Here is a 15,577-nt window from a genome sequence, read left to right on the forward strand (position 1 = left end):
TCTAGCGCCCGTCGAGCAGGCGGTAGCCCGATCCCCAGATCGTCTCCAGAGCCGGGGAATCGAAGCCTTCCTCAAGCTTGCGGCGCAGGCGGCCGATATTGACGTCCACCACGTTGGTCTGGGGATCGAAGTTCATTTTCCACACGTCGCGCAGCAGCATCTCGCGGGTGAGAATCTCGCCGGCATTTTCCATGAAGTAGCGGAAAAGCTCGAATTCCTTGGGGCTGAGCGCGAGGTGGCGGTTACTGCGAAAGGCGGTGCGCGCCTTCACGTGGCATTCGAAGGCGCCGTAGAGGATCATCGCGCTGTGCTCGCGCCCCGATGCGCGCCGATGCAGGGCGCGCAGGCGTGCCAGCAGTTCGGGTGCCTCGAAGGGCTTGGCCAGATAGTCGTCGGCGCCCGCGTCGAGCCCTTCGGCGCGGTCGCTGGTGCGGCCGAGCGCGGAGAGCATCAGCACCGGGGTACCGATCCCGCTTTCACGCAGGCGCGAAAGGATCGTCAGTCCGTCGAGATCGGGCAGCATGCGGTCGAGAATGATGACGTCGAAGTGCTCGACGCCCGCCAGCCGCAGCCCTTCCTGGCCGCTGGAGGCCCAGACGAGCGTGATCCCCGTCTGCTCGGCCAGTTCCCTGACCTGACAGGCGGCGCGCGCATCGTCTTCGATGTAGAGGGTCTTGGGCGTGGTCATGGCCGGATCGTTCCCGTTCCCGGCCGATGCCCGGCCGGGAACGGAGATGTCTCACGCAGTGCGATCAGTGCGCCGAGGCGTTGGTGGCCTGCGGGGCGGCTGCCGAGGGATTCTCGGGCATGCCGCCAAGCTCGGTGACCAGCTTGGTATAGGCGTCGAGATAGGCCAGCACGATGATCTGGCCGATCTGGGTGTTCTGGTAGCCGCCGCCACCGGCACCGCCGAAAGTGCCGCCGAAGAAGCCGCCGCCACCGCCGCCGAAGCTGACGTCGGACTTGCGGGCATAGCCTTCGGTCAGGGCTTCCTCGACCGTGGTGCGCGAGTTGACGATGGAGAGCGTGACGTTGGCCTCGCCCTTCTTGATGTTGAGACCGCCGGCGATCGCGCCGACGCCGCGACCGAACAGGCCGCCGACACCGCCGAGCACGCCGCCTATGCCGCCGCCGCCCGAATTGTTGTTGGTCGAGACGATGTCAGGCTGGAGGAAATAGTCCGCCGCCTTGATCTGGCCCTTGCCGATGTTCGAGCCCTTCTGAAGCTCACCCTGTTCGGCCAGCGCGCGTTCCATGGCGCTGTTCTGGAGCGAACGGCCGCGATTGACGAGCGTGAAGCAGTGCGACTTCTGCACGAAGACGCGCAGGATCGCCTCCGGGCTGCCGAGGCTCAGTTCGCGCCACCACTGGGTGTCGGGCTCGACGATGGAGATGGAGCCCAGATTCTTGCGGCAAACCGGGATTTCCTGGATGCCCTTGTCCTGGACCTTGCGTGCGGACGACCTGTCTTCGGCGAATGCCGAGGGCGCGCCTGCGATGACGGCAAGTGCGGCGAGCGCACAGGCGATCTTCTTCATGGTGATTCCCTCTGTTGCGCCGGACACGATGCGACCCGGCCTTCCCAACCCCGCGCGACATTAGGCCGGAAATCTTTCCGCGCAAATGACTATTGCTGTGAGATTTCCCTCCAGAAAAATAGGCATGTGCTGTGTTTGTTTGAAAAATGCCCGGATGGGCATTTTTGATGCGGCACCGGCCCACGCCCCCACCCGACCTCCCATCAGGATACACTCGTGGGAGGTCGGGTGGGGGCGTGGGCCGGTGCCGCAAGCCTTCGACGGATGTCGAAGGCGCACTCAATAAAGACTCGGGCCGGTGCCGCCAAAATCCGCCTTCAGCGAATTTTCAAACGGACGCCGGCTCCACCGCCATGTTGTCGATCAGGCGGGTCGAGCCGATCCGTGCCGCGACCAGCAGCCGCATCGGCGTGTCGCCGCGCGCATGCAGCGGGGCGAGGTTTTCGGCATCGCGCAGTTCGGCATAGTCGATCGAGGAGAAACCCCCGGCCAGCAGCGCCGCGTTCAGGCGCGAGAGGCAGGCTTCCACCGGCTCGCCGCTCTCGATGCCCGCGATCGCGACTTTCATCGCCATGGGCAGGGTCACGGCCTGCGCGCGCTGCTCGCTGGTGAGATAGGCATTGCGCGAGGACATCGCGAGCCCGTCTTCCTCGCGCACGGTCGGCACGCCCAGCACCGCATCGACGTGCGGCTGCGTCAGGTCGAGGTCGCGGGCCATGCGGCGGATCACGGCGAGTTGCTGCCAGTCCTTTTCGCCGAACAGCGCGACATCGGGCAGCACTTGGTGGAACAGCTTGCAGACCACGGTGGCGACGCCGTCGAAATGGCCGGGCCGCGAGGCGCCGCACAGGCCCTCGCTGACGCCGGAAACCGAGATGTTGGTGGCGAAGCCCTGCGGATACATCGCCTCCACCGTCGGTGCCCATACCAGCGCCACGCCTTCGGCTTCCAGCAGCGCGCAGTCGCGTTCGAGCTGGCGCGGATACTTGTCGAGATCCTCGTTGGCGCCGAACTGGAGCGGATTGACGAAGATCGAGACGACGACGTGATCGGCCTGTTCGCGTGCGGCCCGCACGAGTGTCAGATGGCCTTCATGAAGCGCGCCCATGGTCGGCACGAGGGCGATCTTTCCCGATTCCCGCAGCCCGGCAACGGCACGGCGCAGTGGATCAAGGCTGTGGAGGGTTTGCATTGGGTGTCCCTGCTCCGATAGGATGCACTTGACCGGTGGTCGGGCCTGCCCATAGCCGCACCGCGCCCCAGTGAGCAATGGGGGGCAAGCCATCAAGGCAATGGGGGGCGGGCAACGGGTTTGATCCGTTTCGCCGGTTAACGGTTTGATTTCGCTTCCGGGACTAGAACCGGGGGCAAGGAATCCGGGCTTAGTCCGGGGGCAACAGGAAAGCGAACAGGGTCCGTGACAGCGCATCGCATCGTCTTCGCCAACGAAAAAGGCGGCACCGGCAAGTCCACGACGGCCGTTCACGTCGCCATCGCACTCGCCTATCAGGGGGCCAAGGTCGCCGCGATCGATCTCGATCCGCGCCAGCGCACCCTGTTCCGCTATCTCGAAAACCGCGTGGAAACCGAGCGCCGCCGCGAGATCGCGCTGCCGGGCGCCCGTTTCGCGGTCTACGACGGCGACGATATCGGGGAACTCGACGATCTGGCCGAGGCCATTGCCGAGGGCTACGACTTCCTGATCTTCGACACGCCGGGCCGTGACGATGCTTTCGCCCGCCACGTCGCGGCGACGGCCGACACGCTCGTCACCCCGCTGAACGACAGCTTCATCGATTTCGACCTCATCGGCCAAGTGGAAAGCGAGACCTTCAAGGTGAAGAAGCTCTCATTCTACGCCGAACTCATGTGGGAAACCCGCAAGAAGCGCGGGCTCAAGACCATCAACGAAGGCCGCCGCGAACTCGACTGGGTGGTGGTGCGCAACCGCGTCCAGCACGTCGAGGCGAAGAACATGCGCCGCCTCGAAGGCGCGCTGCTGGAACTGTCCAAGCGCGTGGGCTTCCGCATTTCCAACGGCCTGTCCGAGCGCGTCATCTTTCGCGAGCTGTTCCCCTCTGGCCTGACCCTGCTCGACAAGGGGCACCTCGGCGAGCTTGGTACCAGCCATCTCGTCGCGCGCCAGGAACTACGCCAGCTCGTCGCCGGCCTGAACCTGCCGATGCCCGCGAAGGGCGAGGCCGACCTGCAACTCGCTGCCGACGAATGAAATTCCTCTGGCTCATCGCGCTTGCCTGCATTGCCTGGCGGCTGATCAAGGGTCGCTGGCCCTGGCAAAGCATGGGATATGGCATCGGCCAGACTAAACCCGGCCCGTCCTTTGCCGAAATCCACGCCAATACGCAGGCGCGGGCGCTGCTGGGCGTGGCGGAGGGGGCCGGGCGGCGCGAGATCCTCGACGCGCATCGCCGCGTGGTGGCGCAGGTCCATCCTGATCGCGGCGGGTCGAACGAGAAAGTCCACGAGGCCAATGCCGCGCGCGACCTGCTGCTTTCCAGGCTGAACGACGCATAGCCGGGGCATGAGCCACAGGTTCGATCCCACGATCCTGCGCGAATACGACATTCGCGGCGTGGTCGGCCGGGATCTGGCCGCTGAGGACGCGTGGGCCATAGGCCGCTGCTTCGCGACCGTGCTGCGCCGCGCGGGCGGGCGCAAGGTGGCGGTCGGCTACGACGGGCGGCTGAGTTCGCCGATGCTGGAGGCGGCCCTTGTCGACGGACTGAGGGCAAGCGGCGCGGATGTCGTGCGGATCGGCCTGGGGCCGACGCCGATGCTCTACTATGCCGAGGCGTCCGGCGCGGATGTGGACGGGGCGATCCAGATCACCGGCAGCCACAATCCCGTCGATCACAACGGTTTCAAACTGGTGCTGGGCGGGCGACCGTTCTTCGGGCCGGACATCGCGATGCTTGGCGAAATGGCGGAGCGGGGCGACTGGGACGACTGGGATGAGGGCGCGGGCAGCCTCGAGGATCGTCCCGTGTTGGATGCCTACGTCGAGCGGATCGCTCAGGGGATCGCCGGGATTGCCGGGTTGGCGCATCTGCGCATCAGCTGGGATGCCGGGAACGGCGCGGCGGGCCTGGCGGTGGAGCGGCTGACGGCGCGTCTGCCGGGCGAGCATCACCTGCTCTTCACCGAGATCGACGGCCGCTTTCCCAACCATCACCCGGACCCGACCGAGGAAACGAACCTTGCGGACCTGAAGGCGCTCGTCGCTGCGAAAGGGCTGGATTTCGGCGTGGCTTTCGATGGGGACGGCGACCGGATCGGCGTGGTCGACAGTCTCGGGCGCGCGATCTGGGGCGACCAGCTACTGGGGATCTTTGCCGAGGACTTGTTGGCGCGCCTTCCGGGGGCGACCGTGATCGGGGACGTGAAGGCTTCCGGCGCGCTGTTCGACACGATCCGGCGGTGCGGCGGGCAGCCGCTCATGTGGAAGAGCGGCCATTCGCACATGAAAGCGAAAATGCGCGAAACCGGCGCGCCGCTGGCGGGTGAGACCAGCGCGCACCTGTTCTTCGCGGACGATTTCTACGGTTTCGACGACGGGCTCTACGCAGCCGTGCGGCTGATGGCGGCGACGGCGCGGCTCGGCCGCTCGGTGACTGCGCTGCGATCTGCCATGCCCGAGATGCTCAATACGCCGGAACTGCGCTTCCAGGTGGACGAAAGCCGCAAGTTCGCGGCGATCGACGAAGTGCGGGCGCGGCTTGCTGCGGCGGGGGCCGATTTCGTCGATATCGACGGGGTGCGTGTCACCACGCCCGAAGGCTGGTGGCTGCTGCGCGCCTCGAACACGCAGGACGTTCTGGTAGCACGGGCGGAAAGCGGCACGGCTGAAGGGCTGGAGCGGCTGATTGCGCAAGTCGACGCGCAGCTTACGCTTTCAGGACTGCGGCGCGGGCCTCAAGCCGGGCATTAACGAAGCACGAGCCAGGCGAGGCCGACCGCCAGCGCGCTGGCGATCAGCGGGATCGCGCCGTCCCGGCCCTTCTGCCATCCGGCGACGCTGACGACGACGCCTGCCTTGAACAGGGTATTGAGCGCCACCGGCACGGCCAGTACCAGCCCCGCCGTCCGGGGATCGAGCGCCTGGCCGGCAAGGCCGCCCATGGTGATGATCGCCGAATCGACGTCCACCGTCCCCGAGATTGCCAGTACCAGCGCAAGGCCCCGGTCCCCGAAGTTCTGGAGCACCCAGAGCGAGGCGACGGTGAGGACCATGACCAGCCCGGCCAGCATGAGGGCCGGGGCGATGTCGAAAGGGTTGCGGATGGTCATGGCGTGGCTGGTGCCGGACACTTCCACCAGGCGCGTGCGGTGCAGATACCAGGCGGCCAGGGCCAGGCTGACGACCAGGCCGGGGGCGACCAGCCTGACCAGCATCGGCAGGGCGGGCGGGGCCAAGAGCCCGGTCAGCACCATGACGCGCAGGAACATCACCACCGAGGATACCGAGACGGCCGAGGCCAGCACGGGCGCGGGGATCGCGTCTTCCTTCATGCGATTGGCGATCGAGGCGGTCACCGCGGTCGAGGATACCAGAGCGCCCGCCGCCGCCGTGGCAATGACCCCGCGTGCGGCGCCGACGATCCGCGTCGCGAAATATCCCGCGAAGGAGAAGCCCGAGACCAGCACCACGATCAGCCAGAGCTTCCTTGGGTTCCATGCGTCGTAGGGGCCGAAATCCCGGTTGGGCAGCAGGGGCAGGATCACCAGCGCGATCAGGGCGAAGCGGGCGATCGACAGCACCTCGCGCTGGCTGAGGCGCTCGATCCAGTCGTGAAGCTGCTCGCGCATGGCCAGGAGCAGCACCATGACCACGGCGACCACCGTGCCGATCAGCCGCTCCCCCATGCCGACCAGCAGGCCGCTGGCCAGCATCAGCAGCGCCACTACCCCGGATGTCCCGCTGACGCTGCGGTTGAGCCGGGCGTCGCGCCAGTAGCCCAGGATCACCAGCATCCCGGCCGCGCCCAGCAGCACGGTCGCGGGGCCGGGGGCCGGTGCGAGGAGAATGCCGGAGAGCCCGCCCGCAAGGCCCATCAGCGCGAACGTGCGGATCCCGGCGAAACGGGCGCCCTCGGCCCGCTCGCGCGTGGCCCAGCCGCGTTGCAGCCCGACCAGCAGCCCTAGCGCGAGACTGACGGCAAGGGCGGTCAGGTGGCCGAAGTCGAGATCCGTCTGCATCGTCCCCAGGGGTGCTGCTGCGATGTGGCCCAACCATCCGCGAAGGGGCGCAAGTAGGCAAGAAGATTGCGCAACCCGGACCGCTGCTCGGGCTTTCCTGAAGGGCCTGCCCGTGCTTCAACTCCGTGCTTCAACCCTGTCCCTGTCGAACCACATGCCGAGACCGACCTGATGATGCCTGCCGGCGCCGTTCCTGCCGAGATTGACGCCTGGTTCGCCGGGCGGGGATGGCGGGTGCGGCGGCATCAGGCGGAAATGCTGGCCGCGTCCGATCGCGGGCTCCATGCCCTGCTGGTGGCCGATACCGGCGCGGGCAAGACGCTGGCGGGGTTCCTGCCGACTCTGGCCGCCTTCTGTCCTTCGCGGCTGGGAGAGGCGGTGCTGCCGGTGGGGCTGCACACGCTCTACGTCTCGCCGCTCAAGGCGTTGGCGCATGACGTTCAGCGCAACCTCCTCACCCCGGTCGAGGAAATGGGCCTGCCGATCCGTATCGAGACCCGCAGCGGCGACACCCCCTCCGACCGCAAGGCGCGGCAGCGCGCAAGGCCGCCGCATGTCCTGCTGACCACGCCGGAATCGCTTTCGCTCCTGCTCAGCTATCCCGAGGCCCCGGCGCTGTTCGCGGGGCTGAAGCGTGTGGTCATCGACGAGATCCACGCTTTCGCCACCGGCAAGCGTGGCGATCTGCTGGCCCTGGCGCTCTCGCGTCTTCAGGCACTCTCGCCCGGCCTCCAGCGGGCCGGTCTCTCGGCCACGCTCGCCGACCCCGATGCCTTTCGCGGCTGGCTGGCCCCCTGGGGCGAGATCGATGCCGTCGAGCTGGTGGAAGGCGAGACGGGGGCGCAGCCCGAAGTCTCCATTCTCCTGCCCCAGGAAGAACGCATCCCCTGGAGCGGTCACGCCGCGACATGGGCGATCCCGCAGCTGATCGAGCAGATCGCCGCCCACCGCACCACGCTGATCTTCACCAACACGCGGTTTCTGGCGGAATATATCTTCCAGGAACTCTGGAACGCCAACGAGCAGAACCTGCCGATCGGCATCCACCACGGGTCGCTTTCCAAGGAGGCGCGGCGCAAGGTGGAAGGGGCCATGGCGGAAGGGCGGCTGCGCGCGCTGGTCTGCACCGCCAGCCTCGATCTGGGCGTGGACTGGGGCGATATCGACCTTGTCGTGCAGATGGGTGCGCCGAAGGGCTCATCGCGCCTGCTCCAGCGGATCGGCCGGGCTAATCACCGACTCGACCAGCCCAGCAAGGCGCTGCTGGTGCCGGGCAACCGTTTCGAGTTTCTCGAAGCCTTCGCGGCGCAGCAGGCGGTGGAGGACGGCCAGCGTGACGGCGAGCCGTTCCGCCCGGGCGGGCTGGACGTGCTTGCCCAGCATGTCATGGCCATGGCCTGTAGCGGGCCGTTCCGGGAAGAGGCACTGCTCTCCGAAGTACGCTCGTCGCTGGCCTATGCCTGGGTGGACGAGACGATCTTCGCCCGGGTGCTCGATTTCGTGGCGACCGGGGGTTACGCGCTGCGCTCCTACGATCGCTTCCGCCGGATCGTGCGGGAGAAGGACGGCACCTGGCGGCTGACCCATCCCGAACATGCTGCGCGCCACCGGCTCAATGCCGGGATCATCGTCGATGCCGAGATGCTCGACGTGCGCTTTCGCAACGGACGCTCGCTGGGGAAAGTCGAGGAAGGGTTCGGCGCCAGCCTCAAGCCGGGCGATACGTTCCGCTTCGCCGGGATGGATCTGGAAGTCGAGGCCATGCGCGAACTGGAACTGGTGGTGCGGGCCGCGAAGCGTTCGGCGACCATACCCAGCTACATGGGCCAGCGCATGCCGATCTCCACCCATCTGGCCGACCGGGTGCGGGCGATGCTGTTCGACCGCGCGGGGTGGGCGAGGTTTCCCGACGATGTGCGCGAATGGCTGGAAGTGCAGGATTGGCGATCGCACCTGCCCGCGCCGGGGCGCCTGCTGGTGGAAAGCTTTCCGCACCGGGGCCATGCCTATACGACCTACTACACGTTCGAGGGCTGGCCCGCGAACCAGTCGCTCGGCATGCTGGTCACGCGGCGCATGGAAGACCGGGGGCTGGGGCCGCTGGGCTTCGTGGCGACCGACTATGCGCTGGTGGTCTGGGGGCTGAAGGCGGTGGAGGATCCGGCCGCGCTGCTCTCGCCCGATATCCTCACGCATGAATTCGTGGACTGGGTGCAGCAGTCCTACCTGCTGCGGCGGGCCTTCCGCGAGGTGGCGGTGATTTCCGGCCTCGTCGAGCGGCAGCAGCCGGGAAAACGCAAGTCCGGGCGGCAGGTCACGTTCTCGACCGACCTGATCTACGACGTGCTGCGCAAGTACGAGCCGGATCACCTGCTGATGGATGCCGCCTGGGCCGATGCCCGCACGCGCATGACCGACGTTGCTCGCGTGGCCGATGTGCTCGACCGCGCCGCGCGCGAAGTGGACCATGTCCGGCTGGAGCGGATCAGCCCGCTTTCGGTTCCGGCGATCTCGATGATCGGCCGGGAATCGCTGCCCTCCGGCTCGGCCGACGACGACTTGCTGGTGGAGGCGGAAAGCCTGGCCTCGATGGCGATGAGGGTCGATCCCATGGAAACGGAAGGCGATTGAAAGCATTTTCTAATCAGGTGGAATTTCCTGATGACTCGGAAAATTCGACAAAACAATAACCTAGAGCGGCCGATCCGATGCAATCGGGTCGAAAGCCGCTCTAGACAACAAAAAAGGGGCGGATCGCTCCGCCCCTTCGTTGGTCCTTGAGAGACCGTTTCGCAATCCGGCTTACTTGCCGAAGTCGCGGAACTGTTCGTTGCCGACGAAGCCGAACTTCGTGACTTCCGCCGCCTTGATCAGCTGCAGCACACCGGCCGAGAGATCGTAGCTGGCGTTCGGCTCCGGCTGGTACTGCAGCTCGGGTTCGACCGGGTAGTTCATCGACTGCTTGAGCAGATTGGTGAGACCCGGGCCGTCGACCGGCGTGCCGTTCCAGAGGATCTTGTCGTCCGCGGTGAGAACCACCTTGTTGCGGATCGGATCGACCGGAGGAGGGTTGTTCGTCGGAGGGGTTGCAACCGGCAGATCGATGTCGATCGAGTGGGTCGCAACCGGGATGGTAATGATGAACATGATGAGGAGAACGAGCATGACGTCGATCAACGGCGTCGTGTTCATTTCCATCATCGGCGCGCCATCATCCTTGCCGCCTGACATTGCCATGGAAAGTTACTCCTGTTCCTGCCGAACGTCAGCCGTTCGGGTCGACCGGGTTGGTGATGAAACCAACCGTCGGGTAGCCCGAGATCTGAACGTTGTAGATCGCACCGGCAACGCAGCGCCACGGGGCGTTGACGTCACCACGGATGTGGACCTGCGGCACGAGATCGGGGTTAGCCTGAAGGGCCTGCGGACCGCCTTCGCGCTTCACGATGTTGTCGAGGCGCTTGAAGGCCATGTCACGCAGTTCCTGCGAGGTCACCGGCGTGATGTTGTTGAAGTAGACGCGGCATTCGCCGTTGCGCGAAGCGCCAGCGTAACCGGGTTCACCCGCTGCCTTGCCGCCATCGTCGGTGGTCGAGACGGTGAGGAGAAGGTTTTCAACCTTGTCCTTCGATTCGACGGCTTCGATGACAGGGATCTTCAGCTTTTCGATCGTCTGGATCGCGACCGGAACCGCGATCAGGAAGATGATCAGAAGCACCAGCATGACGTCGACGAGCGGCGTCGTGTTGATGTCGGACATCGGTGTCTCGGCACCGCCTCCGCCCGAGGATATCGCCATAGTCTTATCCTAATCCTTGCGTTGCCCTGGGCAGGCGGCGGACGCGCATGCAACGCACCGCCGCCTGGTTCCCTGGACGCGCCCGGCCGCCATGCGACCGGCGCGTCCGTGCTGCTTACGGCTTGGCCGGAGCAGCAGCCGGCTTCGCCGGAGCGGCAGCAGGCTTGGCAGGGGCAGCGGCAACGACGGGCTTCACGGCGCCCTTCGAGTTGATGTTCGCGAGAACGTCAGCCGAGAAACCGGTCAGGTTTTCAGCGATGCGCTTGTTGCGGCTCTGGAGGTAGTTGTAGGCGAGAACGGCGGGAACGGCGACGATCAGACCGAGCGCGGTCATGATCAGCGATTCACCGACGGGGCCGGCAACCTTGTCGATCGAAGCCGAACCGGCGATGCCGATGGCGATCAGGGCGCGGTATATGCCGACGACGGTACCGAACAGACCGATGAACGGTGCGGTCGCGCCGACGGTGGCGAGGAACGGCAGGCCCGAAGCGAGGCGGGCGTTGATCGAGGCTTCCGAGCGGGCAAGCGAAGCGTGCATCCAGTCGTGGGCTTCGAGCGAGTCGGTCATCTTGGCGTGCTGGTCTTCAGCAGCGATGCCGTCGTCGACGAGCTGGCGCCATGCGCTGTTCTTCTCGAGCTTGGCGGCGCCTTCACGCAGGGTCGGGGCCTTCCAGAACGTCGTGCGGACGACGTTGTACTGGCGCATGATCTTCGACTGTTCGAACCACTTGGTGAACAGGATGTAGAACGAGCCGAACGACATCACGCCCATGATGATCACGGTTGCGTACGAGATGAAGCCACCGGCCTCGAGGGCTTCCATGAAACCGAACTTGTTCTGCGGCGCAGCTTCGCCCGCGGCGGCAAGGATATCAATAAGCATGCGATTTACCTCTCAAGAAGAATGCAGGGACCGATTCCGGCCGGGGTGTGGGGCCGGACCAGTCTTAAAAGGAGTTAGTTCAGCTTGTAGACGATGGCCGTCGAGAACTGGCCGCTCGTCGGATTGCCGGCATCGTCCAGCGCCGGATTGAACCGCGCGTAGCGGGTCATGCCGTCGCAGGCTGCCTCGTCCAGGTCAGGGCTGCCGCTCGACGCGGTGACCGAGCATGCGGTGACCTTGCCGTCCGGTCCGATCCCGACGCGCACGCCGACGCGGCCTTCACGCTCTTCACGAGCGGCGCGGGTCGGATAGTTCGCCTGGATGCGGGCTGCCCAGCTTCCCTGGCCCTTCGGCGAAGCGCCGCGAGCCTTGGAGGGACCCGGAGGAGCCGGAGCCGGAGCCGGGGGCGCCGGCGGAGCCGCCGTCGTGATCACCACCGGCGGAGCCGGGGGAGGGGTGATGACGGTCTGCACCGGCGGCGGGGCCGGGGCAATGTTGATCGGCGGCGGAGGCGCGACGATCGGCGGCGGCGGAGCTTCTTCCTGCTTCGGCGGCGGCGGCGGCGGCTCTTCCTCCTTCGGTTTCTCTTCCTTGATGTCGACTGTGGTCACCTTCTTGATGACCTGTTGCGCAGCCTGGTAGGCCAGGCCCGTGACGAGCGCATAGCCTACAAAGACGTGGATCAGCGCAACAATGACAAGCGCGGTAATCTTGTTACCGCTCATTTGCTGGTCAGCGTAAGCCATTCAAACGCATCACTCCATTACCAAGCCCCGGACCGGACCGAAACCGGACAAGTCCAAGGGCGTCCATGGCCCTTCCCCGAAGGCAAGGTCCATGACGAAACTCCAAATTACCCACCCTGACGGCTGACGATCAGCCCATCCGTAAACTTTTGACGGGAGGCGAACCGTGGGGCTTTATCGTTTTTTGGCCCCAATTTGCGAGTTTCCTTAGCCCGACAGTTGCATGTGTGCAACGCCTTATCGGTACGTCAACCGTTAACGGTCAATTCAGGGCGGATAAGTTCCAATCGCAAAAGGGGGATTTTGTGGCTGGCCCCCAAAGCCGCTATAGGCTGGCCTTTTTCCACGGAGAGTATCCCCCATGTCATCGAAACTGCACCGACTTGTCGCGAATCTGGCGGGGGTTGCGCTGGCCGTGCAGGCAGTTCCGGTTGTCGCCCAGGGGGTAACCGGTGGCAATTCGGGCCCGGGGGTGGGCTCTGGCGCAGGGGCAGCAGGCACCCGCGACCTGACGAGCGCGGGCGGCCCGACCTTTGCGGATATTGCAGATCTGTCCGAATCGGCCGGGCTGGTGGTCAAGGCGCAGATTCGCAAGATGGTGCGCGTGGAGGACGAGCGGGCGCCCGGTCTCGCGCAGGGCATGGCGCGCTTCTACATGACCGCGCAGACGCAGGCCCTGATCGCGGGCAAGGCGCCGATCGGCGAATCGTTCGTCTATCTGGTGGACCTGCCGCTCGACGCCAAGGGCAAGGCACCCAAGCTGAAGAAGCAGGACGTGCTGCTCTTCGCCCGCGCGGTGCCCGGCCGTCCCGGTGAACTCCAGCTGGTGACGCCGACCGCGCAGCAGCTGTGGAGCGAGCAGGCCGAGGCGCGGGTGCGCGGCATCCTCCAGTCGCTGCTTTCGGGCAATGCCCCGGTCAAGATCACCGGCGTGCGCGAACTGATGTACGTTCCCGGCAATCTGGCGGGGCAGGGCGAGACCCAGATCTTCCTCAACACGAAGGACGGCTCGGCCGCCTCGATCACCGTGCATCACGAACCCGGCGCGGCGCCGGCCTGGGGTGTCTCGTTCTCGGAACTCGTGGCGGATATCGGCAACCCGCCGCGCCCGGAGACGGTCGAGTGGTACCGCCTCGCCTGCTTCCTGCCGAACAACCCGCCGCAGGGCACCAATGTGGCCGAGGGCATCGAGGAGCGCCGTCAGGCTGCGGCCGACTATCGCATGGTCCTGGGCGAGCTGGGCGAGTGCCGCCGCACGCTGGGGCAGGGCGGGAAGACGCAGGGCTGATTCCTCGGGGTTAATTCCCCGGCACTGACGTTTCCCCTCATCACCTCTCGAAGGTACTGGAATTTCGCCGTGGGCTCCCCTAGGGCCCGAACCCGAAAGGGTAGTCCATGGTTGAACCGCTGAATATTGCGCTGGCCGGTCTCGGCACTGTCGGAACGGGCGTCGTCCGTCTCATCGAGACCAATGCCGAACTCATTGCCCGCCGCGCGCGGCGCCCCATTCGCATCGCCGCCGTCAGCGCGCGGGACCGGACCAAGGATCGCGGCGTGGACTTGTCCCGCTACGACTGGGAGGACGATCCCGCGGCCCTGGCGGCCCGCAGCGACGTGGATGTCGTGGTGGAAATGGTCGGCGGTTCGGACGGTCCGGCGCTGGCGCTGGCTCGCGGGGCCATCGGGCAAAGCAAGGGGCTGGTCACCGCCAACAAGGCGATGATCGCGCATCACGGCCTGGAACTGGCTTCGGCCGCCGAGAAGGCGGGCGTGGCGCTGAAGTTCGAGGCGGCGGTGGCGGGCGGCATCCCGGTGATCAAGGGGCTGAGCGAAGGCGCGGCCGCCAATGCGATCGAGCGGGTCTACGGCATCCTCAACGGCACCTGCAATTACATCCTCTCGACCATGGAGGATACCGGCCGCGATTTCGGCGATGTTCTCGCCGAAGCGCAGCGCCTGGGTTATGCCGAAGCCGATCCGACGTTCGACGTCGAGGGCATCGATGCCGGGCACAAGCTTTCGATCCTCGCGGCGATCGCCTTCGGTTCGCGCCTGCGTTTCGACGCGGTCGAGACCACCGGCATTTCCCGCGTGAAGGCGGCGGACATCGAGCAGGCCCGTTCGCTCGGCTACGTCATCCGCCTGCTGGGCATGGGCGAGATCGACCGGACGGGCGGCACGCCGCGCCTGTTCCAGCGAGTCCATCCGCATCTCGTGCCCTTCGATCATCCGCTTGCCCATGTCGACGGCGCGACCAATGCGGTCGTCGCGGAAGGCAATTTCATGGGCCGCCTGCTGTTCCAGGGCGCCGGGGCCGGTGACGGGCCGACCGCAAGCGCGGTGGTGGCCGACATCATCGACATCGCGCGCGGCGAAAAGGGCGCCGCCTTCTCGATGCCTGCGCACGAGCTGGAGGCCATGGAACCGGCCGAGACCGGCCATCGCCGCGGGCGCAGCTATATCCGCTTCACCGTGCCGGATCGTCCGGGCGTGCTGGCCGACATCACGGCGGCCATGCGCGATGCGGGCGTCTCGATCGCCAGTATGATCCAGAAGGGCGAAGACGCGCAGACGGGCGAGGTGATCCTGGCCATCGTCACCCACGAAGGCCCGGAATCGGCGGTGACCGAAGCGCTGCGCATCCTCGACGGATCGGACAGCCTGGCGGCGCGTCCGCTGGTGATGCAGATCATCGAGGGGTAAGGGGCGCCATTTGAAAAATGCCTGAAGGGCATTTTTGAGCGGCACCGGCCCACGCCCCCACCCACCACCCGCAGGATACTACCGTTGGGTGGTGGGTGGGGGTGCCTGATAGTCTTGGGGCCGGTGCCGCCAAAATCCGCCTTCATCGGATTTTCAAATCAATGCGCGCGCATCTCGCCCTTGGCGACCTTGTCCGCGTCCGAGCCCGCGGGGGCTTCGGGGATCGCTGACAGGTCGATGATATAGGGCTGCTCCACTTTGCCGAAAGTGGCGGTGGCCTTGCCCTTGAAAATGCCCTTGCCGGCGACGTCCGGCGGGGTCAGCCTGCCGTCGTTCAGGGCCTGGTCCGAAAGCGGGTCTTCCTGCGAGGTGGACTGGGCGCGGTACTTTTCCTCGTCCGGCGCGCAGACGACGATCTCGCCCGGCCGCGCGGCGCGGGTTTCGCTCAGGCATTTCTGGCGGGCGGTTTCCGGCGTAAGACGGCCCGCGCCGGACATCATGCGCTGGGCGATCGCGCGGTCTTCATCGGAAACAGTACTGCCTGCAGCCGTCGCAGAGGAATTCGCCTGGGCCATCGCCGGAACCGGCGCAAATAAGGCCATTGCGAACAATATCCGCCATCTTCTCGACAATTGAAAATCCTCTGTCTAAGCCGCTCCCAGAACCTTTCCTCCTCGGATTAATCCAG

The 15,577-nt window shown here is 66.1% G+C and carries 15 protein-coding genes; 6 read left to right on the top strand and 9 right to left on the bottom strand.

Features of this window, described 5'->3' with window-relative positions; translation table 11 throughout:
* Position 1 precedes the first annotated feature (1 nt).
* The 3 genes from NTCA1_RS03935 to panC all read right to left on the bottom strand — a co-directional run bounded on the left by NTCA1_RS03935 (position 2) and on the right by panC (position 2,730).
* Positions 2–688 (bottom strand): response regulator transcription factor, encoded by a 687-nt coding sequence (locus NTCA1_RS03935; protein ID WP_159828562.1) that lies wholly within the window; start codon positions 686–688, stop codon positions 2–4.
* Positions 689–752: 64 nt separating this feature from the next.
* Positions 753–1,538, bottom strand: a complete 786-nt coding sequence (locus tag NTCA1_RS03940; RefSeq protein ID WP_086492682.1) for a CsgG/HfaB family protein — start codon at positions 1,536–1,538, stop codon at positions 753–755.
* 328 nt (positions 1,539–1,866) lie between these two features.
* Positions 1,867–2,730, bottom strand: coding sequence for a pantoate--beta-alanine ligase (gene panC / locus NTCA1_RS03945; RefSeq protein WP_159828565.1), 864 nt, complete (start codon positions 2,728–2,730; stop codon positions 1,867–1,869).
* Between the two features lie 225 nt (positions 2,731–2,955).
* Here panC and NTCA1_RS03950 point away from each other — a divergent pair, with 225 nt between their 5' ends.
* The 3 genes from NTCA1_RS03950 to pgmG are packed head-to-tail and all read left to right on the top strand — an operon-like array spanning position 2,956 to position 5,487.
* A complete protein-coding gene (locus tag NTCA1_RS03950; RefSeq protein ID WP_086492684.1) occupies positions 2,956–3,768 on the top strand; it encodes a division plane positioning ATPase MipZ in 813 nt (270 codons plus the stop codon).
* A complete protein-coding gene (locus NTCA1_RS03955) occupies positions 3,765–4,073 on the top strand; it encodes a J domain-containing protein (protein WP_086492685.1) in 309 nt (102 codons plus the stop codon). The genes NTCA1_RS03950 and NTCA1_RS03955 overlap by 4 nt, the downstream gene beginning before the upstream one ends.
* A 7-nt stretch (positions 4,074–4,080) precedes the next feature.
* On the top strand, positions 4,081–5,487 hold the full coding sequence (gene pgmG, locus NTCA1_RS03960) for a phosphoglucomutase/phosphomannomutase PgmG (protein ID WP_159828568.1): 1,407 nt from the start codon (positions 4,081–4,083) through the stop codon (positions 5,485–5,487).
* On the opposite strand, the gene NTCA1_RS03965 is transcribed toward pgmG, so the two are convergent.
* Positions 5,484–6,755 (bottom strand): MgtC/SapB family protein, encoded by a 1,272-nt coding sequence (locus tag NTCA1_RS03965; RefSeq protein ID WP_159828571.1) that lies wholly within the window; start codon positions 6,753–6,755, stop codon positions 5,484–5,486. The genes pgmG and NTCA1_RS03965 overlap by 4 nt on opposite strands.
* Positions 6,756–6,929: 174 nt before the next feature.
* Here NTCA1_RS03965 and NTCA1_RS03970 point away from each other — a divergent pair, with 174 nt between their 5' ends.
* Complete coding sequence (locus tag NTCA1_RS03970) at positions 6,930–9,386, top strand: ligase-associated DNA damage response DEXH box helicase (RefSeq protein WP_374705158.1); 2,457 nt, start codon at positions 6,930–6,932, stop codon at positions 9,384–9,386.
* 171 nt (positions 9,387–9,557) lie between these two features.
* Here NTCA1_RS03970 and NTCA1_RS03975 read toward each other — a convergent pair whose 3' ends face one another.
* The 4 genes from NTCA1_RS03975 to NTCA1_RS03990 all read right to left on the bottom strand — a co-directional run bounded on the left by NTCA1_RS03975 (position 9,558) and on the right by NTCA1_RS03990 (position 12,186).
* Positions 9,558–9,992 carry a biopolymer transporter ExbD gene (locus NTCA1_RS03975; protein ID WP_086492689.1) on the bottom strand — a complete coding sequence of 145 codons (435 nt, stop codon included), beginning with the start codon at positions 9,990–9,992 and terminating at the stop codon, positions 9,558–9,560.
* A 28-nt stretch (positions 9,993–10,020) separates the two neighbouring features.
* Complete coding sequence (locus tag NTCA1_RS03980) at positions 10,021–10,554, bottom strand: biopolymer transporter ExbD (protein WP_201282410.1); 534 nt, start codon at positions 10,552–10,554, stop codon at positions 10,021–10,023.
* 115 nt (positions 10,555–10,669) lie between these two features.
* Complete coding sequence (locus tag NTCA1_RS03985; protein ID WP_086492691.1) at positions 10,670–11,440, bottom strand: MotA/TolQ/ExbB proton channel family protein; 771 nt, start codon at positions 11,438–11,440, stop codon at positions 10,670–10,672.
* 74 nt (positions 11,441–11,514) lie between these two features.
* Positions 11,515–12,186 carry an energy transducer TonB gene (locus tag NTCA1_RS03990; RefSeq protein ID WP_086492692.1) on the bottom strand — a complete coding sequence of 224 codons (672 nt, stop codon included), beginning with the start codon at positions 12,184–12,186 and terminating at the stop codon, positions 11,515–11,517.
* A gap of 361 nt (positions 12,187–12,547) precedes the next feature.
* On the opposite strand from NTCA1_RS03990, the gene NTCA1_RS03995 reads away from it, so the two are divergent.
* Together NTCA1_RS03995 and NTCA1_RS04000 are read left to right on the top strand one after the other, a co-directional pair.
* A complete protein-coding gene (locus NTCA1_RS03995; RefSeq protein WP_159828577.1) occupies positions 12,548–13,474 on the top strand; it encodes a hypothetical protein in 927 nt (308 codons plus the stop codon).
* A 107-nt stretch (positions 13,475–13,581) separates the two neighbouring features.
* Positions 13,582–14,889 (top strand): homoserine dehydrogenase, encoded by a 1,308-nt coding sequence (locus NTCA1_RS04000; RefSeq protein ID WP_159828580.1) that lies wholly within the window; start codon positions 13,582–13,584, stop codon positions 14,887–14,889.
* A 158-nt stretch (positions 14,890–15,047) separates the two neighbouring features.
* On the opposite strand, the gene NTCA1_RS04005 is transcribed toward NTCA1_RS04000, so the two are convergent.
* Positions 15,048–15,491, bottom strand: coding sequence for a hypothetical protein (locus tag NTCA1_RS04005; protein ID WP_236549091.1), 444 nt, complete (start codon positions 15,489–15,491; stop codon positions 15,048–15,050).
* Between the last annotated feature and the right edge of the window lie 86 nt (positions 15,492–15,577).

This window comes from Novosphingobium sp. TCA1 (genome assembly GCF_009811895.1).
GTDB classification, from domain to species: Bacteria; Pseudomonadota; Alphaproteobacteria; order Sphingomonadales; family Sphingomonadaceae; genus Novosphingobium; species Novosphingobium panipatense_A.